General features: G+C 38.7%; 26 protein-coding genes and 1 pseudogene. 14 read left to right on the plus strand and 13 right to left on the minus strand.

Features of this window, described 5'->3' with window-relative positions; all coding sequences use genetic code 11:
• Positions 1-3 precede the first annotated feature (3 nt).
• The 3 genes from LOS73_RS11145 to LOS73_RS11155 all read left to right on the plus strand — a co-directional run bounded on the left by LOS73_RS11145 (position 4) and on the right by LOS73_RS11155 (position 2,114).
• Positions 4-840, plus strand: coding sequence for a segregation and condensation protein A (locus LOS73_RS11145; RefSeq protein WP_008138354.1), 837 nt, complete (start codon positions 4-6; stop codon positions 838-840).
• 145 nt (positions 841-985) lie between these two features.
• Complete coding sequence (locus tag LOS73_RS11150) at positions 986-1,537, plus strand: cytochrome b (RefSeq protein WP_002961572.1); 552 nt, start codon at positions 986-988, stop codon at positions 1,535-1,537.
• Position 1,538: 1 nt separating this feature from the next.
• Entirely contained in the window at positions 1,539-2,114 is a 576-nt protein-coding gene (locus LOS73_RS11155) for a YceI family protein (RefSeq protein WP_008138356.1), read from the plus strand.
• Between the two features lie 67 nt (positions 2,115-2,181).
• On the opposite strand, the gene LOS73_RS11160 is transcribed toward LOS73_RS11155, so the two are convergent.
• Both LOS73_RS11160 and LOS73_RS11165 read right to left on the minus strand, forming a co-directional pair.
• Positions 2,182-2,991, minus strand: a complete 810-nt coding sequence (locus tag LOS73_RS11160) for a hypothetical protein (RefSeq protein WP_457933640.1) — start codon at positions 2,989-2,991, stop codon at positions 2,182-2,184.
• Positions 2,992-3,151: 160 nt separating this feature from the next.
• Positions 3,152-3,319 carry a hypothetical protein gene (locus LOS73_RS11165; protein WP_007375427.1) on the minus strand — a complete coding sequence of 56 codons (168 nt, stop codon included), beginning with the start codon at positions 3,317-3,319 and terminating at the stop codon, positions 3,152-3,154.
• A gap of 366 nt (positions 3,320-3,685) precedes the next feature.
• Here LOS73_RS11165 and LOS73_RS11170 point away from each other — a divergent pair, with 366 nt between their 5' ends.
• Positions 3,686-4,234: a hypothetical protein gene (locus LOS73_RS11170; protein WP_007375426.1), complete on the plus strand. Its 549-nt coding sequence runs from the start codon at positions 3,686-3,688 to the stop codon at positions 4,232-4,234.
• Here LOS73_RS11170 and LOS73_RS11175 read toward each other — a convergent pair.
• Complete coding sequence (locus LOS73_RS11175; RefSeq protein ID WP_008138360.1) at positions 4,229-5,032, minus strand: M61 family metallopeptidase; 804 nt, start codon at positions 5,030-5,032, stop codon at positions 4,229-4,231. The genes LOS73_RS11170 and LOS73_RS11175 overlap by 6 nt on opposite strands.
• Positions 5,033-5,219: 187 nt before the next feature.
• On the opposite strand from LOS73_RS11175, the gene icd reads away from it, so the two are divergent.
• Complete coding sequence (icd, locus tag LOS73_RS11180; protein ID WP_457933641.1) at positions 5,220-6,488, plus strand: NADP-dependent isocitrate dehydrogenase; 1,269 nt, start codon at positions 5,220-5,222, stop codon at positions 6,486-6,488.
• 12 nt (positions 6,489-6,500) lie between these two features.
• On the opposite strand, the gene LOS73_RS11185 is transcribed toward icd, so the two are convergent.
• The 4 genes from LOS73_RS11185 to LOS73_RS11200 all read right to left on the minus strand — a co-directional run bounded on the left by LOS73_RS11185 (position 6,501) and on the right by LOS73_RS11200 (position 9,058).
• Positions 6,501-6,932 (minus strand): hypothetical protein, encoded by a 432-nt coding sequence (locus tag LOS73_RS11185; RefSeq protein ID WP_457933642.1) that lies wholly within the window; start codon positions 6,930-6,932, stop codon positions 6,501-6,503.
• A gap of 410 nt (positions 6,933-7,342) precedes the next feature.
• Positions 7,343-7,549 carry a hypothetical protein gene (locus LOS73_RS11190; RefSeq protein ID WP_007375422.1) on the minus strand — a complete coding sequence of 69 codons (207 nt, stop codon included), beginning with the start codon at positions 7,547-7,549 and terminating at the stop codon, positions 7,343-7,345.
• Between the two features lie 29 nt (positions 7,550-7,578).
• On the minus strand, positions 7,579-8,028 hold the full coding sequence (locus tag LOS73_RS11195) for a GNAT family N-acetyltransferase (protein WP_457933643.1): 450 nt from the start codon (positions 8,026-8,028) through the stop codon (positions 7,579-7,581).
• A gap of 82 nt (positions 8,029-8,110) precedes the next feature.
• Entirely contained in the window at positions 8,111-9,058 is a 948-nt protein-coding gene (locus tag LOS73_RS11200) for a LysR family transcriptional regulator (protein WP_008138369.1), read from the minus strand.
• Positions 9,059-9,485: 427 nt separating this feature from the next.
• On the opposite strand from LOS73_RS11200, the gene aceK reads away from it, so the two are divergent.
• From aceK to lepB, 4 genes are all read left to right on the plus strand, one after another.
• A complete protein-coding gene (aceK, locus tag LOS73_RS11205; RefSeq protein ID WP_457933644.1) occupies positions 9,486-11,258 on the plus strand; it encodes a bifunctional isocitrate dehydrogenase kinase/phosphatase in 1,773 nt (590 codons plus the stop codon).
• Positions 11,259-11,322: 64 nt separating this feature from the next.
• Complete coding sequence (locus tag LOS73_RS11210) at positions 11,323-12,285, plus strand: zinc-binding dehydrogenase (protein WP_024595341.1); 963 nt, start codon at positions 11,323-11,325, stop codon at positions 12,283-12,285.
• 62 nt (positions 12,286-12,347) lie between these two features.
• Complete coding sequence (locus LOS73_RS11215) at positions 12,348-12,602, plus strand: DUF2999 family protein (protein ID WP_002963210.1); 255 nt, start codon at positions 12,348-12,350, stop codon at positions 12,600-12,602.
• Positions 12,603-12,754: 152 nt separating this feature from the next.
• A complete protein-coding gene (lepB, locus tag LOS73_RS11220) occupies positions 12,755-13,405 on the plus strand; it encodes a signal peptidase I (RefSeq protein ID WP_007375417.1) in 651 nt (216 codons plus the stop codon).
• A gap of 183 nt (positions 13,406-13,588) precedes the next feature.
• Here the strand turns inward: lepB and metG are convergent, their stop codons facing one another.
• Positions 13,589-15,610: a methionine--tRNA ligase gene (gene metG, locus LOS73_RS11225; RefSeq protein WP_033028411.1), complete on the minus strand. Its 2,022-nt coding sequence runs from the start codon at positions 15,608-15,610 to the stop codon at positions 13,589-13,591.
• A gap of 187 nt (positions 15,611-15,797) precedes the next feature.
• Between metG and apbC the strand changes: the two genes are divergently transcribed.
• Positions 15,798-16,874, plus strand: a complete 1,077-nt coding sequence (gene apbC / locus LOS73_RS11230; RefSeq protein ID WP_457933645.1) for an iron-sulfur cluster carrier protein ApbC — start codon at positions 15,798-15,800, stop codon at positions 16,872-16,874.
• 6 nt (positions 16,875-16,880) lie between these two features.
• On the plus strand, positions 16,881-17,465 hold the full coding sequence (dcd, locus tag LOS73_RS11235; RefSeq protein ID WP_007375413.1) for a dCTP deaminase: 585 nt from the start codon (positions 16,881-16,883) through the stop codon (positions 17,463-17,465).
• A gap of 16 nt (positions 17,466-17,481) precedes the next feature.
• On the opposite strand, the gene LOS73_RS11240 is transcribed toward dcd, so the two are convergent.
• Both LOS73_RS11240 and LOS73_RS11245 read right to left on the minus strand, forming a co-directional pair.
• Positions 17,482-18,267 (minus strand): CLCA_X family protein, encoded by a 786-nt coding sequence (locus LOS73_RS11240; RefSeq protein WP_033028409.1) that lies wholly within the window; start codon positions 18,265-18,267, stop codon positions 17,482-17,484.
• 20 nt (positions 18,268-18,287) lie between these two features.
• A complete protein-coding gene (locus tag LOS73_RS11245) occupies positions 18,288-18,884 on the minus strand; it encodes a tRNA-uridine aminocarboxypropyltransferase (RefSeq protein WP_008138384.1) in 597 nt (198 codons plus the stop codon).
• Positions 18,885-19,021: 137 nt separating this feature from the next.
• On the opposite strand from LOS73_RS11245, the gene LOS73_RS11250 reads away from it, so the two are divergent.
• Complete coding sequence (locus LOS73_RS11250) at positions 19,022-19,366, plus strand: Hpt domain-containing protein (protein ID WP_033028408.1); 345 nt, start codon at positions 19,022-19,024, stop codon at positions 19,364-19,366.
• 367 nt (positions 19,367-19,733) lie between these two features.
• Entirely contained in the window at positions 19,734-20,951 is a 1,218-nt protein-coding gene (locus LOS73_RS11255; RefSeq protein ID WP_033028407.1) for a pyridoxal phosphate-dependent aminotransferase, read from the plus strand.
• Positions 20,952-21,194: 243 nt separating this feature from the next.
• Here the strand turns inward: LOS73_RS11255 and LOS73_RS11260 are convergent.
• Positions 21,195-21,569 (minus strand): annotated as a pseudogene (locus tag LOS73_RS11260) (IS4 family transposase); the annotation flags it as partial.
• Between the two features lie 63 nt (positions 21,570-21,632).
• On the opposite strand from LOS73_RS11260, the gene LOS73_RS11265 reads away from it, so the two are divergent.
• Positions 21,633-22,801 (plus strand): IS3 family transposase gene (locus tag LOS73_RS11265; RefSeq protein ID WP_457933646.1). Its coding sequence is split into 2 segments (ribosomal slippage): positions 21,633-21,879 and positions 21,879-22,801, totalling 1,170 coding nucleotides; the frame shifts between segments, so codons are not numbered across the junction.
• Between the two features lie 90 nt (positions 22,802-22,891).
• Here LOS73_RS11265 and LOS73_RS11270 read toward each other — a convergent pair.
• Both LOS73_RS11270 and LOS73_RS11275 read right to left on the minus strand, forming a co-directional pair.
• The gene (locus tag LOS73_RS11270) at positions 22,892-23,932 is read right to left on the minus strand and encodes an IS481 family transposase (protein WP_033032172.1); all 1,041 of its coding nucleotides are present in this window, start codon (positions 23,930-23,932) and stop codon (positions 22,892-22,894) included.
• An 84-nt stretch (positions 23,933-24,016) separates the two neighbouring features.
• Positions 24,017-24,946, minus strand: a complete 930-nt coding sequence (locus LOS73_RS11275) for an IS4 family transposase (protein ID WP_457933647.1) — start codon at positions 24,944-24,946, stop codon at positions 24,017-24,019.
• Positions 24,947-24,997: the final 51 nt, after the last annotated feature.

Below are 24,997 nucleotides of genomic sequence, written 5' to 3' on the forward strand. Positions count from 1 at the left end.
CAAGTGAGCGAAAATACTGCTGATACAAAAAGTAGTGAAAAGCCAGTGCAGCAAAAGCTGCCACTGGCTTTTTTGCATGGTAAAGCGGTTGTAGATAAACCAGAAGACTTATATATTCCGCCCGATGCGCTCGAAATAATATTAGAAACCTTTGAAGGCCCGCTCGATTTACTGCTTTATTTAATTAAAAAGCATAAGCTTGATGTGCTCGACCTTTCTATTTTTAGTATTACAGAGCAGTATGTAAGTTACGTTGAAATGATGACCGAGTTTCAACTCGAACTTGCCGGTGAATATTTAGTTATGGCCGCGTTACTTGCACAAATTAAGTCGCGCTTATTACTTCCTGTACACGAAGAGCTTGAAGAGGAAGAAGACCCTCGCGCTGAGCTTATTAAACGTCTACAAGAATATGAGTTATTTAAAAAAGCCGCCGAAAACCTCGATGATATCCCCCGTGTTGGGCGTGATATTTTTATAGCGCATGCCGCTATGCCAATAAATGAAGACACAAGTCAAAACCTCCCCGATATTGAACTTAAAGACTTAATGCTGGCGCTGAGTGATGTAATGGCGCGAGCAAAAACGTTTGAACATCATCAAATTACTGCCGAAGTACTCTCAACTCGAGAGAGAATGAGCCAAATATTACAACAGCTATCGAAAGCAAATTCAGCAGTGGTATTTAATGCGCTTTTTACGCCTGATGAAGGGCGTAGTGGTGTGGTAGTTAGTTTTATAGCCATGCTTGAACTCATTAAAGAAGGACTTGTTACTTGTTTGCAAGTAAGCCCAGAGAGCTTAATTTATGTCAGCTTGAGCGAGCAATCCACTCTATAAACTTATCTGTTTAATCCTCAACTTCTAAAACTGACTTTAATTATCAAAGTTCTGTGCGTATACGCACGTAAAGTGTTTGTAAATGTTATTTTCATTTAAGGCTATGCACTATATTGTAACGTCATAGCATTATAGGACGTTACACATGTTTAAAAATACACCTTCATCTTACGGACTTGTCGCCATTATTTTACATTGGCTCATGGCGTTGACTATTTTTGGCCTGTTTGGTTTAGGTTTATATATGGTTGAGCTTACTTATTACGATAGTTGGTATAAAGGCTCGCTCGATTTACATAAAAGCATTGGTATTACGCTTGTGGCCGTATTCTTATTTAGAATTTTATGGCGTGCTTTATCTACACAACCTAAACCATTAGGTGAAAGTAAAGGCATGAACCAATTAGCACATACTGCGCATATTGCTATGTATATTATTTTGGCTGTTATTGTTGTTGCAGGGTATTTAATATCAACCGCAGACGGGCGTCCAATAGAAGTATTTACTTTATTTAATGTATCAGCGCTTGATTTTGCCTTTGATGACCAAGCCGATATTGCAGGAAAAGTACATTATTACGGCGCGTGCACATTAATCGGGTTTGCAGTATTGCATGCACTAGGGGCGTTAAAACATCACTTTATCGATAAAGATAAAACCTTAATTAGAATGATAAAACCATTAAAGGATGATTAAAATGAAAAAATTATTAGTAAGCACAGCCGTTTCGGCTGCAATGATGTTATCGGTAACAACTGCTAATGCAGCCGACTACGTAATTGACACAAAGGGTGCGCATGCATTTGTAAACTTTAAAATTAAACATTTAGGTTACAGCTGGTTACATGGCCGTTTTAATACCTTTGATGGTAAATTTAACTACGATGCTAAAAACCCTAATGCGTCGCAAATTATGGTTAATATAGATACAACAAGCCTTGATTCTAATCATGCCGAGCGCGATAAACACCTTCGTGGTAAAGAGTTTTTAAATGTTGATAAATACCCAACAGCGACGTTTAAAAGCACCAGTATTAAATTTGAAGACGATTCAGGTCAAGTAACAGGTGATTTTACGCTGCATGGTGTAACCAAAACCATTACTTTTGAAATTGATAAAGTGGGTGAAGGTAAAGATCCATGGGGTGGTTACCGTGTAGGCTTTGAAGGTGAAACAAGTCTTAAGCTTACCGACTACGGTATTGATTACAATTTAGGGCCAGCCTCTACCCATGTAGATATAGGTTTATTTATTGAAGGTATTCGTCAGTAATATATAAAATACTTAATTATAAACAATAAACAGCGTCATTTTTAATGGCGTTTTTTTCTATAAATACTTATTTTTTTATACGCTCTTGCAATAAAGGCCTTAAATGCTCTGGCAACCAGCGCATTAGCACATCATTATAAGCTGGTGTTTTTTTTATTACTTTGAGCTGCTCATTAAGCATTGCTATATCTTTTGCACCTTGCTCATTTTTAGTGCAACCAATAAAGCCATAACTTAACGCAGGGGATTCGATTAACGGTCGTTGTGTTAAGTTTTTATCAAAATTCATTAATTTAGCTAAATAATAATGTTCGCTTGGGTAACCCAATAAAATATCAATCCGTTTTAAATTAAGCATATAAGTAAGGCTCGCTAAGCTGTCGCGAGTAGGTCTTATTACTAAATCTATATCGGGAGTTGTGTTTATAACCGAATCTATCTCTTTTCCATAAGAACGACTCATTGATATGCCGAGTGTTAGCTTTTTATCACGTATTAAATCTAATAATGACACTTCAGTCGCATCAGGCAATTCAAGTGCGTCTGCAAGCTTGCTATGCATAGCAACAGAAGGTGATAGTCCTGTAGTTGAGCTTTCGTCTGTAAAGTAAATATGCTTTTTTCGGTAATCATTTTTATAAAGAGATAATGCGCAAGTATTATTGGACGTATTTGATAGCTCTTGGATTACTTTTCCCGAAGGGATGATAATTTGATTAAAGGTAATAGCGGGTAGTTGTTTTTCAAGTAGGGATATAATGCTTTCATCGCGGCCTTGGTGTTGATATTGGCCATTTAAAATGTAGTACGGTGCAAAGTCGTGCGTTAACCAATTAATGGTTTTAGCATTACTTACAGGGCTTAAAAAACAAAACATTAAAAAAAGTATACATAAACGGAGCATTACAGCAGTTGCCAATAATTATTATTGTAAAACTATTGTAACCATTAAAGGGCTAAAAAGTAAAATGCCAGCAACGAGGCTGGCAAAATATATTTTCAATAATCGCAATAATAAAAAGCAATTAAAGTTTTGTTTAACTAGCTTTTAGCCATTTAACAAATTGGCGTGCATCACTCGCTTTTTGAAATAATGCATTTTTTAAACCTTGTGTATCACTAAAAATTACACGATGTTTGTTTACTGAAATTGATTGCACTGGATGTGCAATTTGGATCATAGACCCATTATATTTATAAGACATAATAAAACTCACTTTATTCTTGTTATTTATTCTGCGCTATATTTTATAGCTTCGTGCAGTCAATAAATAAACGATGTTGTGTTTAGCTTCATTACAGTGTTGACGATCTTTATGACACTTTTGCGATGATAATAAAATTCATCTCGGTATTATTTAAGGGGTTCTCGCCGTACAATAACTTAGCTTTCAAATATACGTTTTGCGGGGCTTACTGGATCAGGGTAAATGGTTAACCGCGGCGGTTTCTTTAAACCAGAGAGGGAAGGTAACTTATATGTATATTATGTGCAAGCTATTTTTTTATTTATTTATAATACATTTTATCAACTGCCTATGGCCTCCAATTTTATTTACTAAAGGATAAGTATGAATTACCTAATTGCGAGCGATATTTTTGGTTTAACACCTGCTTTTACGCAGTTTACAGAGGGGTTTGACACTAAGGTAACGGTTATTGATCCTTATGATAATGAGTTACAACCTATTGATAGTGAAGAATATAACTACAATAAATTCATACAGAAATGCGGGCATGATAAATACACCGACAAACTTCAAAAATGTTTTGCGCATTTGCAAGCACCAACAACTTGTATCGCATTTAGCGCAGGGGCAAGTGCAGCATGGCGCGCACAGTTATTAACAGGCAATACACACCTTAAAAAGTTAATAGGGTTCTACCCATCACAAATTCGTAATTATTTAGCATTAGATGCAAACGTACCCTGTGAGTTTATTTTTCCTAAACATGAGGTACATTTTAATGTTGATGAAGTGATAGCCATTTTAAATAATAAGTCCGCAGTAAAGTGTAATAAAACAAACTACCTACATGGTTTTATGAACGAGCACTCAGTCAATTTTAATGAGCAAGCGTATAACTATTTTAGCCATTACTTAAAAGTAGCGTTATAGCTGATTGATTTGCGCTTTTGTAATATTAGGAAAGTCAGTGCGGTTATTGTATTGTGCGTATAGAGTAGAAAAAACACTGCTTCTAGATTGTTTATCAAGCTCTTTTATAAACATTTTAGCGTTAGAGCGTGCTGGCCTACAGCATAATTGATACGCCTTTATAACACTTGCCAAAGTTTGCCCTTGTTTTTGCAATGCTAGATCTGCTTGGGCAAAAAAAGCTGCGCCTGTCCAGTAAACACGTTGCTGAGCACGTTGTTTCCACATATCGGCAGAGAGCTTATTAAGTGGCTGTGTTTTAGTTTTGGTTTGCAGGCGGGCACGATCAAACCCTGCATTTAAGCGTTGTACAAACTGCGGCTGGGTGATTATACCGCTGTCACGCATTATTACGTTTTGCATATAACTGGCAAAACCCTCGCTTAGCCAAAAACCGGAGTAGGGAAATAGCGGCAAATATAAATGTGAAAGTTCATGGTATAGCGTCCAATCTTTAGTGAATGCTTTTAAACTGGCGTAACGATCTATATGTAGTTCTAGCCCATCGGGATTATTTCGCTTTACAGTAGCCCAAGGTACTGGCTCAAAAGCAAAATATTGCGGTTTTAAATAAATAGGTAAGGTACTTTGTTTTAGAGGCCCTAACGTATTTTGTGTTTTTTCAACACTTTGATTCACCCAAGTAGACACCGTCCTTTGACCACTACTTGAGAGTGAATTGAGGTTGTGTATTACTACCTCAACGGCTAACGTTTTAAACGAGTTGATTGATAGTAGCAATATAAAAAAGAGTTTCATTAAAGTGTTCCACTGTAATTTAATAGCTAATACGATAAGGCTAATTAAACAAGACCAACTCATGACGTAAATAGTCACAGTTAATTTGCTATTTTTTTAAATGATAGTAACTATAAAAGTACAAATACAGACACGCCTTAATTAGCATGCTTTAATCATATTTATAGAACCTTTGTAGGTGTTAGCAATGCAGTACCAACATATAAATGTGCCAACGCAAGGTCAAAATATCACGATAGACCAATACGGTCAGTGGCAAATTCCGTTAGAACCTATCATTGCTCATATTGATGGCGATGGCGTGGGTTTAGATATCATGCCGGTAATGCGCCACGTTGTTGATAGTGCAATTGAACATTGTTACAAAAACGCTCGAAAAATACATTGGATGCAGGTTTATAACGGCGAGCAAGCCGCGAAACTGTATGACGGTGACTGGTTTCCACAAGAAACAATTAACGCAGTACGCGCCTGTAAAATTGCCATAAAAGGGCCGTTAACAACGCCGCTGGGTGGTGGCTTTCGCTCACTCAATGTAGCCCTCAGGCAAGAAATGGATTTGTTTGTAAATATGCGCACTATAAAAGGCTTTAGTGCACTCCCTTCTCCTTTAAAAAATCCTTTTTTAACAAACATAACCGTGCTGCGCGACAGCAGCGAGGATGTGTATTCAGGTATTGAATGGCAAGCAGGCAGTGTAGAAAGCGAAAAAATGCTCGACTTTTTATGCGAAGAAATGGGGGTAACGCGCTTAAGGTTTACACAAGAGTGCGGTATTGGCATTAAAAATATATCCAAAGAAGGCTCTGAACGACTAATGCGCTTTGCAATTAAGTATGCACTTAAAAACGATAGTGAATCCTTAACACTAGTGCACAAAGGCAATGTACTTAAATTTACCGACGGGGCATTCAAGCGTTGGGGGTTTGCACTTGCACAAAGCGAGTTTAATGCCACCGCACATGAAAATGGGCGTTGGCTGCAAATAGAGCGAGGACACCAAGCGCCCTTAATTATTAAAGAAGTCATAGCTGACAACATGCTGCAACAATGTTTAATGCATCCAGAGCAATTTGATGTAGTGGTGACGACTAACCAAAACGGCGACTTTTTAGCGGATATGCTAAGCGCACAAGTTGGCGGTGTTGGCATAATGCCCGCAGCTAATTTAAATAATGATGTTGCATTTTTTGAGCCCACACACGGCACGTTTGAACGTATAGCAGGGCAAAATAAAGCAAACCCCAGCAGTAGTATTTTAAGTGCGGTATTAATGCTTAAATTTATGGGATGGGAGGAGGCCGCATTACTGATAGAAAGTGCGTTAGAGCGAACATTTAAAAGTGGTGAAGTAACCTTTGATTTAGCGCAAGAGCAGCGCGATAACTCAAGTATTCATAACTCGACAACCTTAACTTGTACTGGCTTTGCAAAGAAGGTTATCGAGCACTTTTAAACACATTCATTATTAAGCTGCTGAGGCAGTTTTTAATCTGTGCATGCAAGGGCGGTTGGTTAACTGCGCTGCACGATGGTAAATCTCATGTGCTTGAGGTTCATCGCACTGCGTACCACTAAGCGTATCCATTAACGCAACAACAATAATTGCAGGAACCTGGCAGCAATATTCGTCTAAAACGGCTTCTGTCGTTTGTGCATCAACATGGCAAAGTGGGTGGTTTTTAAGTTGGTATGCGTTTAGCAATGTATCCACTTCTAATACATCATTTGGTTGGTGCTTTGTTTTACGGCATTTACAACCAAACTCATCAACTAAAGTAGCTAATGCTTGATAAGTCTCAGTGGTGTTAGCTTTAGTGCATAACTGCTCTTCAATAAACTGATGTAAATTAGCATCAATAAATAACCCGTCTTGTTGTGTGAAGCTTGATGTTGTCATAATAATTACTCTTAGTTTGTTGGCTTAACTTCACTCTAGCGCTAAGTGTATTATTAATGAAATTGTTGTTTTCAATAACTGATATTGATTTCATCAATAGTAAGTTTTAAAACTAAATAAAAAATAGAAAACATACCTAAATTATACTAATTAATTTGGTGCAGAGTGGTAAAAACGTGCACAAAACTGGAACAAGGGGAGTCATTGAGGAATAAAGATGGACTATTAGTTAATTGTTTTTATTGAATTTTAATTTTTTATGAAGTTGGTACTAAGCTTGCTAATCATACACTGTAGGTAGACTCCTATATCGACGATTTCCAAAAGCGCCATGGTATTTTCCCAAAGTTGAATACCACGGCGCTTTTTATTTTTCGCGTGTATTTTATTTAGTCGTAACAATAGTAATGTTAAATTTTAATGAAGTAGGGAATAGCCACTAAAATAGCGCCTACAATCAACAGCATGCTAACACTGCTCATAAAATACGGAAATACCAATAGCGATAAACCAATACAAAGTGGTACTACGGCTTTTTTTCTTCGCCCGTAAGTAAGGTAGCCAATACCAATGCCACCAAACAAAACACTCCACGCAATTATTGATGCACTATCCATTTGTAAATTACCTATTTTGAAATACTGATTTAAATTACGACCGACATAGCCAGCTTTTCAATACCATGTGAAGGAGTCCATCTTTTAAATTCCACGAAGCCATGCTTTTTATATAAATTTATTGCAGGAGTATTAGCAACCGCAGTCCCCACTATTGCATGAGAAAAATCATCCATTGCTAAAACATAACTTATTAACTTACTTGCGATACCTTTTTTAAAATGACTAGGATCAACGGTTAAACTACAAATATCTAAATACTCGTTGTTTGTATCTACTTCTATAACGGCTGCTAAACATTCATTTTCGCTGTAGCCATAAAAGGTTGTTTCTGATTTTTTTATACCTTTAATATTACGCGCTAAAGGAGGAAAGTTATGCGCGCCGATCAGTTTAGCCTCTATAGCGTAGGACTTTTGAAAGACAGCAAAAATTATATTTGCAGTATCGTTATTCTTATTATTAAGTTTGCTTATCATTATATTCTTCTAATGAAAGTAAAGCTTGGACATTATACGCGATAGTAAAATACCTGGTGCTTGATGTGATGAAAATAATAATTTATCTATCTGCAATCGTTTTAGCAAACGCTAATAACTCACGCCTTAACCATTGGTGCGCTGGCGCATGGTGCAGCAGTGGGCTCCATATCATTTTCACTTCAATAGGCACTATTTGAAATGGTACAGGGCTGATTACTAAATCAGTATGAGAGGTTAATAACTTAGCTTGCCTGCGCGGTAGGGTGGCAATAAGTTGCTCTGATTGGCAAAGCAGGCTTGCAACCATATAGTGGCGAGTAAAAACTCGTATTTTACGGGTTTGTTCTAGTTGCCAAAGTGCTTCGTCTACCCAGCCTAATTTTTGCTTTCCTGATTTATTAGTAACAGCGGCTTCAGGCCCCCAGCCGGCACGGTTTACCCAAATATGTTCTTTTTGTAAGTAGTCGTCTAACCCTGATTGCTGTAAAAATGTATTTTTAGGATGGGTTAAACAACAGTAATTATCGCGCCAAACACTGGCTTGATGAAACGAGCGTGGCAGGCCATTAAAGCGATTTATTGCTAAATCTATAGTGCCTTTTTCCATATCTTGTAGGTTTACGTCGCTTGGACTTAACACATCAAAATTAATACCGGGGTTTTTACTAAGCTGCGCCGTTATAAAAGGGGCTATTAGGGTCGACTCTATGTAGTCGTTTGCCATTATTCTAAACGTAACTTCAGCCGTTGTAGGGTTAAATTGCTCACTAGGCTGCGTAATTGCTTCGGCCATTTTTAATAGGGCCTCAACTTCAGGCTTTAATGCAAGTGCCTTTGCCGTTGGCGTCATAGAGCCTGCAGCACGCACAAGTAGCGGGTCGTCAAATAAATCGCGCAAACGTTTTAGCGCATTACTCATAGCCGGTTGCGTAAGCGCGAGTTTATTGGCAGCTTTCGACACACTTTTTTCATCGATGAGTACATTTAAGTAAACGAGAAGGTTAAGATCGACGTTTCTTATATTCATATGGGCGTGTTGGCCTTTCAGGGTTGAAATTTGTTCAATCTAGGGGCGATTTAATCGCGGCGCGAGGTTTGCCACCTAGTGGGCTAAGTAAAAATCGAGCAAAGCTTCCGCGTCCTGCTCACGCCCCTTACCTACATCCATGTAGGCAACAAAGAGTTAATCGTTCTAGAAAGAACCCTATGGGCAGTGTGTATTTGGCCTTTATGCAGCGTTAAAGTTCATTTATGGGGAGTCACCACACTACATGTACTTTGCCTTGCTTAAAAGCCAAATACACGGCTGCAAAATTAACCTCGAAAGGTCAATACGCCCAATAAATGCTATTTATATGCTGTATTAATTATCTAAATTAAAGCCTGCTTGCTAAGGTGTAAACAATTAATAAAAAATAACCGCCATAACTGGCATCAATATAAGTGCTGTATTTATGCAAAATAGGCTAACAAATCAATCTAATAATACGCTGCAAAACGTTATTGCCGGTAAGCTTGCACGATCTGTTTTTGCTGGATTTGAGGTGATGTTTTCGCAATTTTTAAATATTACACTGGGTGCACAAAGCCGTTTTGAACAACGACAGTACCATAGTGTGCAAAGTGCTATGCGTGAACGTTTGCAAGTGTATGAGCGCGAAGTGAAAAACGTGAGTGAAGCCGTGAGAGTTATTGCTTATGCTGAGCTTACTTGCCCGCAAACGTGGCAGTTAGCTAAAAATATTTACGGCGATATGGTACAAAATCACGAAAACAAACCTATTGCGCATACTTTTTTTAATTCAACGTTTGGCGCAATTTGGGACGATAAAAAAATTCGTACTGTGCATTTGTTTGTATTAAAAGCAAAGTATCGTAGTGAGCCGCGCTCTTATGAAAGCTTAGTAAGTAGAGTATCGCTACACAATGGGTTTAATAACGCCGTTAAAACGCTTATCACTAATCAAGTATTTAGAGTGCCATTTAGTAATTTAGAACGCGATGTAGCCACATTACAAAGTACGTTAATGCAAGGCGCTAAGCAGCAATGCAAACAGGTGTACGAACTTATAAATTTAAACGACGGGTATATTGAATACGCCAACTCATTATTTTTTAGAAACAAAGCCTGTTATTTAATTGGGCGCTGCATTGCTAAAAATGGCGACAATATGCCTTTTGCTATCGCTATTTTAAATACCGATGAGGGACTAAAGCTTGATGCTGTAATGATGGGCGCCGATCAATTAAGTTTATTATTTGGTTTTGCACGCACCTATTTTATGGTTGATACCGATAAACCCGCTCGTTATGTAGATTACTTAAGTGTGTTAATGCCACACAAACAACGCTTTGAGTTATTTAACGCCATTGGCTTTATAAAGCACGCCAAAACTGAGTTTTATCGGCATAAGGTCGATACGACTAAAAATAGCCCAGCCAACTTTAAGTATGTTAAAGCGCCAGGTACGCCGGGTATGGTAATGCTGGTATTTACTATTGAAGGGCTAGATTACGTTTATAAAGTAATTAAAGACAAATTTAGTGCGCCAAAAACAGCCACCAAAGCACAAGTCAAAGAAAAGTATAACTTTGTAAAACAAGCCGATAGGGTTGGTCGTTTGGTAGACACACACGAATTTAGATATTTAGCGTTTGATTTAAGCCGTTTTAGTGATGAACTTCTTGAGCAGATGAAAAGCCAAATTGGTAGCAGCATGGTTATATCTGGCAAGGCACTCATTTTAAAGCACGTTTATGTTGAGCGTAAAATGACCCCGCTTAATTTATATATTAACCAATGCGATAACAAAACCTTAGAGAGTGTGATGCATGACTACGGTAAAGCAATTAAAGAGTTAGCGGGCGCTAATATATTTCCGGGCGATATGCTAATGAAAAACTTTGGCGTAACGCGATGGGGGCGAGTGGTGTTTTACGACTTTGACGAAATTTGCCCGCTTACCGATTGCAACTTTAGAGAGGTGCCACAAACCCAAAATGCACTTGAAGAGCTAAGTAGTAACTCGTATTTTGATATAGCTGAAAACGATATATTTCCGAGCCAATTTAAGGTGTTTTTTAGTGCCAATGATATTGCGTTTAACTATTTTAATAATGAGCACAGTAACTTGTTTTTAGCGACATTTTGGCAAGAGTGTCAGCAACAAGTAAAAGCCGGTTATTTACCTGATGTTTACCCTTATAAACAAAGTTGGCGCTTTTGAGGTTGTTTGAATCTGTGTTCATCCCCATCTATATGTTATTACAGTTTTTAAACTTGGAGCAACAATGAAATATATTTCTCATGAAGATGGTAATCTTGCATTTAGTGAAACCGAAAAGCCGGTTTTAAAGAGCCATGAAGTACTTGTTAAAGTTGCAGCAATAGGTGTAAACCGTGCAGACAGTATGCAGCGCCAAGGTAAATACCCGGCTCCTGCGGGAGATAGTCCTATTTTAGGTTTAGAGTGTGCAGGTACAGTTACTGAGCTTGGAAAAGATGTAGATAAAAGCTGGCTAAACAAGCGTATTTTCACGTTGTGCTCAGGTGGTGCTTATAGCGAATATGTAGCCGTTGATGCAAAACAACTTATGGAATTACCCGATGATGTAACAATGGCAGAGGGCGCCGCAATAAGCGAAGTGTATTTAACGGCATTTGGCGCATTATTTGAGCTTGGTAAATTACAAAAAGGGCAAACAGCGCTTATTCATGCAGGTGCTAGTGGCGTAGGCGGTGCAGCAATTCAAATGGCTAAAAGCGCAGGTGCTACCGTGGTTATTACCGCTGGTACGGATGACAAATGCCAACACGCAAAAGAGCTCGGTGCCGATCATGCAATTAACTATAAAACCACCGACTTTGTAGAATATATGAAAGCAAATGAGTTAACAGCAAATGCAATTGTAGATCCTGTTTCGGGTAGTTACTTAAATAAAAATGCCGCTATTGCAGCCATGGATTGCCAAATTGTAATGCTTGCATTTTTAGATGGACGTTTTGCAGAAGTTGATTTTGCGGCGCTTTTACAAAAGCGTATTTCGTTTCATGCCTCAACGCTTAGAAATCGTAGTATTGAGTTTAAACGCCAGGTGCGCGACGACTTTGTAGCACGCTTTTACAATGATATTGCCACTAAAAAGTACGACTTTAACCTGTATAAAACATTGCCTTGGAGCGACGCAAACGAAGCCCATGCTATTTTAGAGCGTAATGAAAACGCAGGAAAAGTGGTTTTACTTGTAGAGTAACTCTTTAATTTTAGGGTTTAGCCCATATACTAAGCCCTATAAAAAATATTTAAGGTTTAATAATGAATCCAATACTAGCAATACTTAAAGAGCACAATGTAAGCGACGAAAAAGTAAAAGCATTGTTTGAAGCGTTTACTCAAAATCCAATGATGGCAATGGCGCTTGTTCAAGAGCTTGGTATTCCGCCAGAAAAGTTACAACAATTAATGGCAGTCGTGATGACTCAACCGCATCTTATTAAAGAAGCGACTGACGAACTTGGTTTAGATTTTGAAAAAGTAAAAGAAGCGAAAGAAAAACTAAATCAACAGTAATTGATAATCTAATTTTTAGATTGATCATATAGCAAGGTAAGCAACTACCTTGCTATACCCGCCGTAAAGCACACACTTTTTGTTACACTCTACATTGAACTGCTCAGCATTTAGTTAGTCATAATAATACTTAATTAACGCAGGGAAATAACATGAAACCGCTTTATAAGTTTTGGAAAAACAACCGCTCTCTTATCGTATTTATTGCACTAATGAGCGTATTTAGAAGCGCTGTAGCCGATTGGTACGAAGTGCCAACAGGCTCAATGAAACCTACAATTCAAGAAGGTGACAGAATACTTACCGATAAAATGGCCTATGATATTCGTGTCCCATTTACGCATATAAAACTACTTAAACTAGCGGACCCACAAACAGGTGATATTATTGTTTTTGACTCACAAGCTGCCGATAACCGTTTAATTAAACGTGTAATTGGTGTGCCAGGAGACACCGTTGCGCTTGAAAATAATGAGCTCATTATTAATGGTAAAAAACTTAATTATGCAGATCAGCAAAGCAACATAGACTCGCTTGATAAAATCGAAGATTTAAACGGATTAGCGCATTCGATAAGAGTGGCAAATATTCCTTCACGTTTATCGGGCTTTGACGCAATTACAATTCCTGATGATTATTATTTAGCAATGGGCGATAACCGCGACAATAGCGCTGACTCGCGTGTAATAGGTTTAATTCCGCGTAATGAGTTATTAGGAAAAGCAGAGCGCGTTATAGTGTCTCTTGATTACGATAACTATTACCTACCAAGAAAAGATCGCGTATTGAAAAAGCTCAATTAAATAAGATAATTAATTTTATAGTTAAAATATAACTGCCTATTTAGGCAGTTTACTTATATATTTTTTTACAAGCTTGGTAAGAACACTACGCTCTTGTTCGGTATTTAATATACGACTAAACATTACTTTAGCCCATAAAAAAACCGCCGACATATCAGCGGTTTTTTTATTGTATGAGTAATATTACATTACGCGCATACCAGGCTCTGAGCCGTCATCTGGGTTAAGAATATAAATTTCTTTTCCGCCAGGACCTGCTGCTAATACCATACCTTCAGACATACCAAAGCGCATTTTACGAGGCTTAAGGTTCGCAACCATAACGGTTAGCTTACCTTCGATATCCTCAGGTGCATAAGCCGATTTAATACCTGCAAACACTTGGCGAGTTTCGCCGCCTAAATCAAGTGTTAGCTTAAGTAGTTTATCTGCGCCTTCTACGTGCTCTGCTTTAGCAATCTTAGCTACGCGTAAGTCTACTTTTGCAAAATCATCGAACTCAATCTCGTCGCTAATTGGCTCTTTCGCAAGCGGGCTGTTAGGGTCAATTGTTACTTTTGGTGCTAAGCTTTCTTTAGATTCTTCAACCATTTTATTTACTTTATCCATTTCAACACGTTGCATTAACGGTTTAAATTTATTGATAGGGTGGCTTACTAGTGCATTTTGAACGCCGTCCCATGCAAGGTCGTCATTTAAAAACGCTTGTACGTTGTCTGCCATTCCTGGTAGCACGGGTTTTAAGTAAGTAATTAAAACGCGGAACAAGTTAAGACCAAGAGAACAGACCTCGTGTGCTTCTTGTTGCTTAGTTTCGTCTTTAATTAATACCCAAGGCGCTGCGCCATCAATAAATTGGTTTGCTTTGTCGGCAAGCGCCATTATTTCGCGAATTGCGCGGCTGTAATCGCGGTTCTCGTAGTGTGTTGTAATGCTCGGTGCAGCAGCTTGAAACTCTGCTAACAGCTCTGGTTGCATAATAGTGCTGCTTAGCTTGCCATCAAACTTTTTAGTAATAAAGCCAGCACAACGGCTCGCTATGTTGACTACTTTACCTACTAGGTCTGAATTTACGCGCTGCGCAAAGTCTTCTAGGTTTAAATCCAGATCAACAATACCGCTGCTTAATTTTGCTGCGTAGTAGTAACGTAAGTACTCTGGGTTTAAGTTATCTAAATAAGTACGCGCTTTAATAAACGTACCCTTTGATTTAGACATTTTTTCGCCATTCACAGTTACAAAACCATGAGCGAATACGTTAGTTGGCTTTCTAAAATTAGCGCCTTCTAGCATTGCTGGCCAAAATAAGCTGTGGAAGTAGATAATGTCTTTACCAATAAAGTGATAAAGCTCTGCGTCTGAACCTTCAGCCCAAAACGCATCAAAGTCGAGGCCTTTTTCGTCACATAGGTTTTTAAAGCTCGCCATGTAACCAATAGGTGCATCTAACCAAACGTAAAAATATTTGCCTGGTGCATTTGGAATTTCAAAACCAAAGTAAGGCGCATCACGGCTAATATCCCACTGTTGCAGGCCATCGGTAAACCATTCGTCTAGCTTGTTAGCCATTTCTTGTTGAATAGTGCCCGAGTGTAACCACTCCTTTAGCATGCCTTCAAATGCTGGCAGGTCAAAAAAGTAATGCTCAGAATCTTTAAGTACAGGCTCAGCGCCCGACATTACAGAACGCGGATTAATGAGTTCGGTAGGGCTGTATGTAGCACCACACGAATCACAGCTATCGCCGTTTTGGTTTTCAGACTTACACGTTGGGCAAGTACCTGTTACAAAACGGTCTGGTAAGAAAATACCTTTTTCTGGATCGAATAATTGCGAAATAATGTGCTTTTTAATATGACCGGCATCGTTTAGGCGGTTATAAATAAGTTCGCTTAATTCTTTGTTTTCTTGGCTGTGCGTGCTGTGGTAGTTATCAAATTTGATATTAAAGTCAGCAAAGTCGCGTTGGCGCTCTATGCTCACTTGTTTTACCATTTCTTCAGGCGTGATCCCTTGCTTTTGCGCATTAAGCATAATTGGCGTGCCGTGGGCATCGTCTGCGCAAACATAATAAGCTTCGTGGCCTTGTAGTTTTTGAAAACGTGACCAAATATCAGTTTGAATATATTCCAATAAATGACCTAGGTGAGTAGGGCCATTTGCATAAGGTAATGCGCTGGTAATCAGGATCTTTCGCTGCGTCATAATCATTCCGAATTGAGGATAAAGCGCCGTTTTTATTATACAAACGGCAATTATCATTAATTTATCTACAAGCTATCTGCTTAGAGTGCGCACAGCTTATGGATTTTTATTAATTGACTGGTGTTAATTCCCTGAATGTTACATAATTCCGTGGCACTTTTCATCAAAGAAACGCTATTTAATTGCTATGTTTGGACTGTCGAAACTATTCTCTTCTAAATCGGTGCAAAAACAACCGATTATAACTGCCTTAGCGGCATATCGTAGTGCGGCTTTTGCTGTCGGTATTGACGAAAGCTTTATCGATACTATTACTCAAAATGACGATAAATCACTACACATTAAATTAACTCTGCCATTTGCTGGGCAATCAGAAATGCCTTTAGTTGAGCAACACGTAAGTGAAAGCTTAAATGTGCCTATAACAATTAGCGCCAAGGTTATCATTAAAGAGGCGGCTAAGTTTAAAGCGATTAAACATATTGTACTTATTGCCTCAGGCAAAGGTGGGGTAGGTAAGTCGACTACTGCTGTTAACTTGGCAGGCGCGCTTAAAAATGAAGGCGCAAAGGTGGGTATTTTAGATGCTGACATTTATGGCCCATCTATCCCAATGCTTTTAGGATTAGTGGGCGCAGAGCCCGTCACTAAAGATAACAAACAGCTACAGCCTTTTGATGCAAATGGCATTAAAGCGCAGTCAATTGGCTTTTTAGTTCCAAGCGATGATGCCACGGTATGGCGCGGGCCAATGGCGTCAGGCGCGCTGAGCCAGTTACTTAACGAAACCGATTGGGGCGAGCTTGACTACTTAATTGTTGATATGCCACCTGGCACCGGTGATATTCAGCTTACAATGAGCCAAAAAGTACCCGCTAGCGGCACTGTTATTGTCACTACACCGCAAGATTTAGCGCTAGCCGATGCGCAAAAAGGCATTGCTATGTTTAATAAAGTAAACGTACCGGTGCTTGGCTTAATAGAAAATATGAGCCACTACATTTGCAGCCACTGCGGTGAGGCAAATCACGTATTTGGTAAAGACGGTGCACAAAAGTTGGCGCACAAGCACGGCGTGCCTGTACTTAGCCATATTCCACTTGCAATAGATATACGTGAGTATTCTGAGCAAGGTAAACTTATTGCAAACTATAACGACGCAACAATAAGCAAAACATACAGCGCAGCAGCGAGGCTTATAGCCAGCACGCTCTATTATCAACAGCATCACAATGCGATTGAAATTGTGATTACAGAAGATTAATAAATAATGAGACTTTCAGACACACATATTAAAGAATACCTAAGCGATGGCCGCATTGTTATTGAGCCTGCACCAACAAGTGATATGATTTCAGGCGTGACTGCCGATTTACGCTTGGGTAATAAATTTAGAACTTTTAATGCGCATAATGCCGCATATGTCGATTTAAGTGGTCCAAAAGATCAGTTAAATAAGGCCATGGAATCGATCATGAGTGAAGAAATAGTGCTTGATGAAGGTGAAGCATTCTTTTTACACCCAGGTGAACTTGCGCTGGCTATTACCCATGAAAAAGTAACGTTGCCAGCAGATATAGTAGGTTGGTTAGATGGACGCTCATCGCTTGCGCGTTTGGGTTTAATGGTGCATGTAACCGCGCACCGAATAGACCCAGGCTGGAGCGGTAATATTGTTTTAGAGTTTTACAACTCAGGTAAATTACCACTGGCGCTTCGCCCACTGATGAAAATTGGGGCTATGAGCTTTGAAATGTTATCGGGGCCGTGTGAAAACCCATACAATATTCGTAAAGATGCAAAATATAAAGATCAAAGCAGCGCAGTAGCAAGTCGTATTAGTGACGATAAATAATCACCAAATATAGACATCACTCGTCTATTTTATGAAGCGCATAGCCAAGTAACTCAAAATACTGGTTAAGCGCTTTATTTGCTTTATTAATATGCTCACTATTTGGGTATATTAAATTACTACTTTTTAAGCCTCCCACCAAGAAGCTATTTTTTATATATGTGTGGCCTTCAATACAGGCTTCAAAGCAGCGCGCTGCTAATTCTTCAGGCATACTCATATAATTCATATTGTGGGCTTTATCGTGTTCTATACACGTTTGTACAAAGTTATTTGCATCAATACCATCTTCATCTAGAAATACATGTTTATAAAAACTGTTCAAAGCGTTATTAAGTGGGTGGGATAAATTAGGCGTGTTTGAAAACCACAATTTTGAGGCAAAGCCAAAGCGTGGTTTTGCTGCAAATAAATGCTCGCTTATATGGTGGTCAAACGCATGGAACCATTCGTGAGCAAGTGCACCACCGCCTGCATTTTTTGCAAGAGCAAGTGTTTGAGAGGCTGCATTATAATGCGCTTGCACGCCTTTTTGACCACCATGACCAAATGCAAAGTTAAGCTTGCCGCGCAGGCCAATAGCTTTGGGCGGTAAATGCAGTATTTGCGCAAGATCCGCCAGTGCATCGTAAATTAAATTGGCGCTAATGTAGCGCTCTTCTTTGGTTACCCATTTACCAACGACCATTGACCTAAAGCCGAAGGTATCTCTTATATCGCTAAAGTCGACTTGGTCGTCAAAGCGATAGTCGGGGCCTTGGCGAGTAAAGCCTCGTTTTAATCTGTTGGGATAATTACGCATGAAAGTTTATGGCGCCAAATTTAATCTAAGTAACGTGCTTTTACGTGCTCAGGCATGTGTTGGGTTTGTTTTTGTATTAATTCATTAAGCGTATTATAAAGTGGTGCGGGATTTAGCTGCTCTATTAAAAACAAACTATGCGCTACAGCTTCAAGTGTGGATAGGCTGTCGGCCCGAGGGGCTTTACGAATAGCATAACGATTTTTAGGTAGCTGTTTAAAACTGACCGTTTTAAATTTATTAAGTAATGTGGTGAGTTGCAAAATTTTGTAGGCTTTTTTCCATGTACCATCAACCACGATTAAATGGGTGATGTTTTTTATACTAGGCTGCTCAGCGCTATCGTCTAAATTTATAGCGTGTTCGTTAGGGTAGAGTAAAACAGTTGAGCTTACTGGCAGTGTTTTTAGTATGGAAAAGTCATCATTATTTTCGCCTTTGATTATTTGGCAATCAGTTAGGCATAAATTGAGTAGTTTAGCGGTATTTTTTGCTATTTTTTCTTCACTCGGGTGCTGTAGAATAATAACCGTAACTTTGTTGTTTATATTTGTAATTGCGTTGCAAATACAGGTGTTTAGTGAAAAGTTACAATGATTACAAAGTGTGCGTGCCATTTAATAAACTTTTTGTTGCCAGTATGATCCTCGCAATTATACATTTATAAGGTAATTAAGTTGGTTTTTTTTACGCATCAATATAAAGTAGTACTATTAAACTGTAACTTACATGGATTGTTTTAAGGGCTTAAAATATGACAGAGATAAATATTGATACATCGGCGTTAGAGAGTATGGAATCGTTATTGGGTGAGCAGTTTGCTGACACGCTTGATTTTTGTTGCGCAGAGTTTGAACGTTTAGGCTCTGAAGTTTTAGCAACTATTGGTAAAGACAGAGAAGCGGCTATTCGTCACTCTCACAGTTTAAAATCGAACGCGGCGCAGTTTGGCGCTTCAAGCCTTGCTGAAGTATCGCGTGTTATTGAGCAAAATTTAAACGTAGATAACTTAGCTGAAGCTATCGACGCATCTAATAGCTTAATGGCTCAAGTAACAGGCTCTCAAGCTAAGCTAAATGAATGGTTAGCATCTCGCTAATTATCGAAGCTGAAACGTGAATTTATTTCAGTATTAAGTAATCAAATACACTGGCATTTTACGCCTTTACTAGGTTAGTCTAAAGATTCACTAGGGCGTGTTGATCTTTCGGGATTGAATTTGCAACGAGTGTCTGGTTTTTAGGTTAGGCAGAGCCTATACAGTGTGGTTTTTCCACATAAATAGGCGATAACAACACATAAAAACTAAACACGCATTGCCCAGAGGGTTCTTCCTAGGGGCTATTTTCTCTTTGTTACTCAATTATTACTTAGCCCACTAGGTTACAAATCTCGCGCCGCGATTAAATCGCCCCTAGGTTGAACAAATTTAATCCATAAAGTCAATACGCCCTAAAGAGGTAAAAATGTCTGATATTAAAAAGAGTCACAAATTAGAAGGTGTATGTTATGACATTCGTGGGCCGGTTTTAGCACAAGCTAAAAAAATGGAAGACGAAGGTCAAAAAGTATTAAAATTGAATATAGGTAATCCGGCTGCTTTTGGTTTTGATATGCCAGAAGATATGCACCGCGATATTATCCGCAACTTATATTCAGCCCAAGGTTACTGTGACTCTAAAGGCCTCTATTCAGCCCGCGTGGCTATTTATCAGCACTACCAACAACGTGGATTACATAATTTAGATGTAGATAACATTTATATTGGTAATGGCGTAAGCGAACTTATTCAAATGATCACCCAAGCGCTATTAAATAATGGCGATGAAGTGCTTATTCCAGCTCCAGATTATCCACTTTGGACTGCTTCTGTCACGTTATCGGGTGGTAATCCGGTGCATTATTTATGTGATGAAGAGCAAGATTGGTTTCCGGACATTGCAGATATAAAAAGCAAAATAACATCTAAAACTAAAGCGCTGGTATTAATCAATCCTAATAATCCGACAGGTGCGGTTTACAGTGACGATTTGCTAATGCAATTAATTGATATAGCGCGTGAACATAAACTACTGCTATTGAGCGATGAAATTTACGAAAAGATTTTATACGATGATATAACGCATACTTCAATCGGCTCACTTTGTGATGATGTACCAATCATTACTTTTAACGGTTTAGCTAAAACTTACCGTGCAGCGGGGCTGAGAATGGGGTGGATGGTGCTAAGCGGTCGTACCTCAGTTATGGATGATTTACGCAAAGGTCTTGAAATACTTTCATCTATGCGTTTGTGCGCAAATGTACCTGCGCAATATGCAATTCAACAAGCGTTGGGCGGCGTGCAATCAATTGATAATTTGATTAACCCAGGCGGGCGCTTATACGAGCAGCGCGATATAGCATGGCGCGGGTTAAACGCTATTGAAGGCATTAGTTGTAAAAAACCTAAAGGCGCGCTTTATGCGTTTGCCAAAGTAGATACAGCACTTTTTAACGTTAAAGATGATGAAAAGATGATGTACGATTTGCTAAAAGCCGAAAAAATATTACTTGTACATGGCAGGGCGTTTAATTGGCCCGAGCCGGATCATTTTAGGTTGGTATTTTTACCAAGCAAAGATGATTTATCCGATGCGATGTTAAAAATGAAGCGCTTTTTTAAAGACTATCGCCAAGTATAGCTATTAAAAAAATAAAAAAACGAGCCAAATTTGGCTCGTTTTTTACTTTAGTCATGAATATATTGGCAGGGCGTGTTGATCTTTGTGGATTGAAATTTGTTCAATCTAGGGGCGATTAAATCGCGACGCGAGGTTTGTAACCTGGGCTAAGTAAAAACCGAGCAAAGCTTCCGCGTCCTGCTCACGCCCCTTACCTACATCCATGTCATAGGTAGGTACTTAAGAAAAATATTAAGTACAGCCTTAAAAATTTGGCTCTACCCCATACTGAAATACTCCTGTTTTTCGATCGCGTTTGGGGTGCGCCCTAGCTGCATTTTTCCTCAGAAAGTCAAATGCTCCATTAACTGCATTTAACAATCCTTTCCTATGCTTCCTAATAATCGCTGTTAATATGCCAATCCACCAAACACCCGTTGTTTTTGCTACTGTCATTGTAGACATTTCAGTTTTGAATATCTTTTCAATACAGCCAGTTAAAAACCTTTTAAGCGTGGTTACTATTAAACTTACATAAATTAGCGTCTCTTGTAAGGTTGCGTTTGATGTTTGAAAGCCGCGTAAATTATTATAAGACTTACACTCCTTAAAAAGTAATTCAACCTGCCAGCGTAACCTGACGTGGTTTAATGGATTCGACTACCCCAGTTAAGAGATAATCAACTTAACTGGAGATCGATAATGACAAAACGTAAAAAGTATTCCAAAGAATTTAAACTTGATGCTATCGCATTAGTTGTTGAGCAAAACTACTCACAAGCAGAAGCCTCTAGAAATTTAGGGGTAAATCCCAACATGCTTGGTCGCTGGATAAAAGAAGCTGAAAATGATGATGGGCATGCTTTTAGAGGGAACGGTAATTTAACCCCTGAGCAAGAAGAGATCAGAGAGCTAAAAGCGCAAGTGAAACGCCTAGAAATGGAGCGTGAAATATTAAAAAAAGCGACGGTCTTCTTTGCCAAAGAAACGAAGTGAAATATTCGTTCATAACCCAATACAAGAAGACCTGGCCTGTGGCGACAATGTGCCGAATACTGGGTGTAAAAAGTAACAATTACTATAGTTATCAAAAGCGATTCTCAACTAAATCAGAGGATCCAACACATCAAGAAATGATTGATTGTGTCAAGGACATAGCGCACTTCAGTGATAATACTTACGGTGAAAGGCGTATTCAGAAAGTCTTAAATGCACTCGGTTTTCCGGTGAGTCGTCACAAAACAGCACAGCTAATGAAAGAGGCGAATGTCTGGGTGCGCTATAAAAAGAGATACAAAGTGACAACGAATAGTGAGCATAATAAGCCTATTTATCCCAATGTACTTGAGCAAAACTTCAACGTTGAAGCAGCTGATCAAGCCTGGGTACAAGATATCACTTATGTTTGGACTGCAGAAGGTTGGTTGTATCTGGCGGTAGTGATTGATTTATATTCGCGCAAAGTCGTTGGTTGGAGCATGGGCTCACGAATGAAAGCGCAGCTTGTCTGTGACGCACTGACTATGGCGATGTGGCAACGCCAACCCAAAACAGGGTTAATTATCCATTCAGATCAAGGGGTTCAATATGCAAGCCACCAATATCGTAAATTGCTCAAGTCAAATGACTTCATTGGTAGCATGAGTAAGAAAGGCTGTTGCTGGGATAATGCTGTTGCAGAAAGCTTCTTCGGTAGTTTGAAGCAAGAGCGCGTGCATTGGAAAAACTACCCAACGCGTTATGAGGCTCAACAGGATGTAATGAATTACATCTGTATGTGGTACAACAGTCGTCGCTTACATTCGTACTTAAATTATCAAAGCCCAAATGACTTTGAAGAACGAATCGAAACATTAGATATGGTTTCTTAACTAGGGTGACTGAATTTAGTTGACCATGTCAACTGTACTAGCTCAGACTTGATCTGACAGTTACCCATTTTTCTAATGGTGACTGTTAGTTTAGATTTGAGCTAAATTCTTTTCTGCCCAAACCGTTTTTCCATCCAGTAATGTTTCAAGTGGTGTTCGACCGCAACATACTTTTCCTTGATGAGTCCGATCATTGTTGTAGTAATCCATCCATTCGTCCAGATCTTTTTGTAGTTCTTCCATTGAATCGTACAACTTTTTGCGGAATGTGATTTGATAGAACTCGTTTAAAATCGTCTTATGGAAACGCTCACAGATACCATTTGTTTGCGGGGACATTGCTTTCGTTTTTGTATGGTCGATGTCGTTAATTGCCAAATATAGCTGATAATCATGATGCTCAACTCGCCCACAATACTCAGTTCCTCGGTCAGTTAATATTCGAAGCATAGGCAATTTGTGACCTTCGAAATAAGGCAATACTTTATCATTGAGCATGTCAGCCGCTGTAATTGGCGTTTTCGTTGTGTAGAGCTTCGCAAAGGCGACTTTACTGTAGGTATCCACAAAGGTTTGTTGATAGATACGACCAACACCTTTAAGGTTACCAACATAAAATGTGTCTTGTGAGCCAAGATAACCGGGATGCGCTGTTTCAATTTCACCACAGGCTTCATCGTCATGTTTTTTCTTTTCTAGCGCAGCAACTTGGGCGTCAGATAAAATAATGCCTTCATTAGCGACTTTGTTTTCCAATGCTTTCAATCGTTTTTTGAAGTTTTCTAAATCGTGACGCAACCAGATTGAACGAACACCACTACCTGAGACAAACACGCCTAACTTACGAAGCTCATTGCTGGTTCTATGTTGACCGTGAGCAGGATATTCAACTGCATAGTTAATGACGGCTTGCTCTGTTTCTTCGTCAACGCGATTCTTTATATTTGGTGTACGGCGGTTCTTTTCGATTAATGCATCGATACCACCTTCATTAACGAGTTCTTGATAACGATAAAATGTATCTCGTGATACGCCCATGACTTTACAGGCTCTTGATACATTGCCTAGTTCTTCGGCAAGGTTAAGTAAACCAGCTTTGTGTTTTATGATTGGATTGTTAGTATGCAACATGAGAGTTACCTTTTTGTTTGTTTTGATTTAAAGATTCGACACCTTTATCAAAACGGGTAACTCTCACTTTTTCAAGTTGAATTGTCAGATCTTGTCTGAACTAATACATGTCAACCTATATAATTTGCCTATTTCAGTCGCTGTAAATTCATCAATAGATAAATTAGTGACTAAAAATGTATATTGTTTTTCTTTTTTTGACCAATACCCAACGACTCTTGTTAGCTTGTTTTTTATGCTAACATTCATATCAATAAGATCATTTTTAGGTAATTCGGGGAGCAATTCACATAACTTTGGGGAATGACTTCCTGTTAATTCCTGTCCATTTTGCTTAAAAGCATTATGTACTCTGACTGCTTTTAACCCCTTCGCTCTTAATACGTAAAATCCTCCTGCTTTATCTAATTCATGAATATAACTACCTGAATAATACCCTCTATCAGCAAGTAACAACTGTCCTTTCAACTCTTTAAATGTTGGAAGTTCTTCACGTTCAGAGTAACTGTCTGGTGTTATGCCTGCTTTTTCAAAGCAACCTTGCGTTAAATTTAAAGTAGCATGCAATTCAATCGCTGCTGGACACGTATTTGAAAATCGCCCAGGAAAAACATCTTTTAAAGAACGATGAAGCATAATAGAGCTACCGTCCTGAATTAAAATATTCTCAAACTTGAACAAATCTTTTTTCGTGTACTTAAGCGCATCATTTATCCAACAATTAAAAACTCTATTTGTTACCTCTCGCATTAGTTCAGCTAGTTCAGGTTTAACTAACTGGTTATGAAAAGGCTTATACTTAATAGACTGCCCTGTTAGCTGATTATAAACTCTTAATATTTCGGATAAATAGATCGTTTTTTTATCCCCAAGCGCAGCAACAAGACTAACAACCATATGAAATGCGGTAATATTTCTTTCTCTTTTAGTAAATGCTACTTGTTTACCAAGTCGGTTCAGTTTTTTTTCACTTAGGATACTTTTTAACTTATTAATAAAAATGTTAGCATTCATTTGAAGCTCTTTTCTTGATTCTGTGGTTTGTGTGGTAACAACCATTTGATC

Source organism: Pseudoalteromonas sp. SCSIO 43210, from assembly GCF_054133285.1.

Excerpts from the sequence above, each read along its gene's own strand:
- LOS73_RS11150 (WP_002961572.1), top strand. The coding sequence starts at position 986 with ATGTTTAAAAATACACCTTCATCTTACGGACTTGTCGCCATTATTTTA.
- LOS73_RS11155 (WP_008138356.1), top strand. The coding sequence starts at position 1,539 with ATGAAAAAATTATTAGTAAGCACAGCCGTTTCGGCTGCAATGATGTTA.
- LOS73_RS11160 (WP_457933640.1), bottom strand. The coding sequence starts at position 2,991 with ATGTTTTGTTTTTTAAGCCCTGTAAGTAATGCTAAAACCATTAATTGG.
- LOS73_RS11165 (WP_007375427.1), bottom strand. The coding sequence starts at position 3,319 with ATGTCTTATAAATATAATGGGTCTATGATCCAAATTGCACATCCAGTG.
- LOS73_RS11170 (WP_007375426.1), top strand. The coding sequence starts at position 3,686 with ATGAATTACCTAATTGCGAGCGATATTTTTGGTTTAACACCTGCTTTT.
- LOS73_RS11175 (WP_008138360.1), bottom strand. The coding sequence starts at position 5,032 with ATGAAACTCTTTTTTATATTGCTACTATCAATCAACTCGTTTAAAACG.
- icd (WP_457933641.1), top strand. The coding sequence starts at position 5,220 with ATGCAGTACCAACATATAAATGTGCCAACGCAAGGTCAAAATATCACG.
- LOS73_RS11185 (WP_457933642.1), bottom strand. The coding sequence starts at position 6,932 with ATGACAACATCAAGCTTCACACAACAAGACGGGTTATTTATTGATGCT.
- LOS73_RS11190 (WP_007375422.1), bottom strand. The coding sequence starts at position 7,549 with ATGGATAGTGCATCAATAATTGCGTGGAGTGTTTTGTTTGGTGGCATT.
- LOS73_RS11195 (WP_457933643.1), bottom strand. The coding sequence starts at position 8,028 with ATGATAAGCAAACTTAATAATAAGAATAACGATACTGCAAATATAATT.
- LOS73_RS11200 (WP_008138369.1), bottom strand. The coding sequence starts at position 9,058 with ATGAATATAAGAAACGTCGATCTTAACCTTCTCGTTTACTTAAATGTA.
- aceK (WP_457933644.1), top strand. The coding sequence starts at position 9,486 with ATGCAAAATAGGCTAACAAATCAATCTAATAATACGCTGCAAAACGTT.
- LOS73_RS11210 (WP_024595341.1), top strand. The coding sequence starts at position 11,323 with ATGAAATATATTTCTCATGAAGATGGTAATCTTGCATTTAGTGAAACC.
- LOS73_RS11215 (WP_002963210.1), top strand. The coding sequence starts at position 12,348 with ATGAATCCAATACTAGCAATACTTAAAGAGCACAATGTAAGCGACGAA.
- lepB (WP_007375417.1), top strand. The coding sequence starts at position 12,755 with ATGAAACCGCTTTATAAGTTTTGGAAAAACAACCGCTCTCTTATCGTA.
- metG (WP_033028411.1), bottom strand. The coding sequence starts at position 15,610 with ATGACGCAGCGAAAGATCCTGATTACCAGCGCATTACCTTATGCAAAT.
- apbC (WP_457933645.1), top strand. The coding sequence starts at position 15,798 with ATGTTTGGACTGTCGAAACTATTCTCTTCTAAATCGGTGCAAAAACAA.
- dcd (WP_007375413.1), top strand. The coding sequence starts at position 16,881 with ATGAGACTTTCAGACACACATATTAAAGAATACCTAAGCGATGGCCGC.
- LOS73_RS11240 (WP_033028409.1), bottom strand. The coding sequence starts at position 18,267 with ATGCGTAATTATCCCAACAGATTAAAACGAGGCTTTACTCGCCAAGGC.
- LOS73_RS11245 (WP_008138384.1), bottom strand. The coding sequence starts at position 18,884 with ATGGCACGCACACTTTGTAATCATTGTAACTTTTCACTAAACACCTGT.
- LOS73_RS11250 (WP_033028408.1), top strand. The coding sequence starts at position 19,022 with ATGACAGAGATAAATATTGATACATCGGCGTTAGAGAGTATGGAATCG.
- LOS73_RS11255 (WP_033028407.1), top strand. The coding sequence starts at position 19,734 with ATGTCTGATATTAAAAAGAGTCACAAATTAGAAGGTGTATGTTATGAC.
- LOS73_RS11270 (WP_033032172.1), bottom strand. The coding sequence starts at position 23,932 with ATGTTGCATACTAACAATCCAATCATAAAACACAAAGCTGGTTTACTT.
- LOS73_RS11275 (WP_457933647.1), bottom strand. The coding sequence starts at position 24,946 with ATGAATGCTAACATTTTTATTAATAAGTTAAAAAGTATCCTAAGTGAA.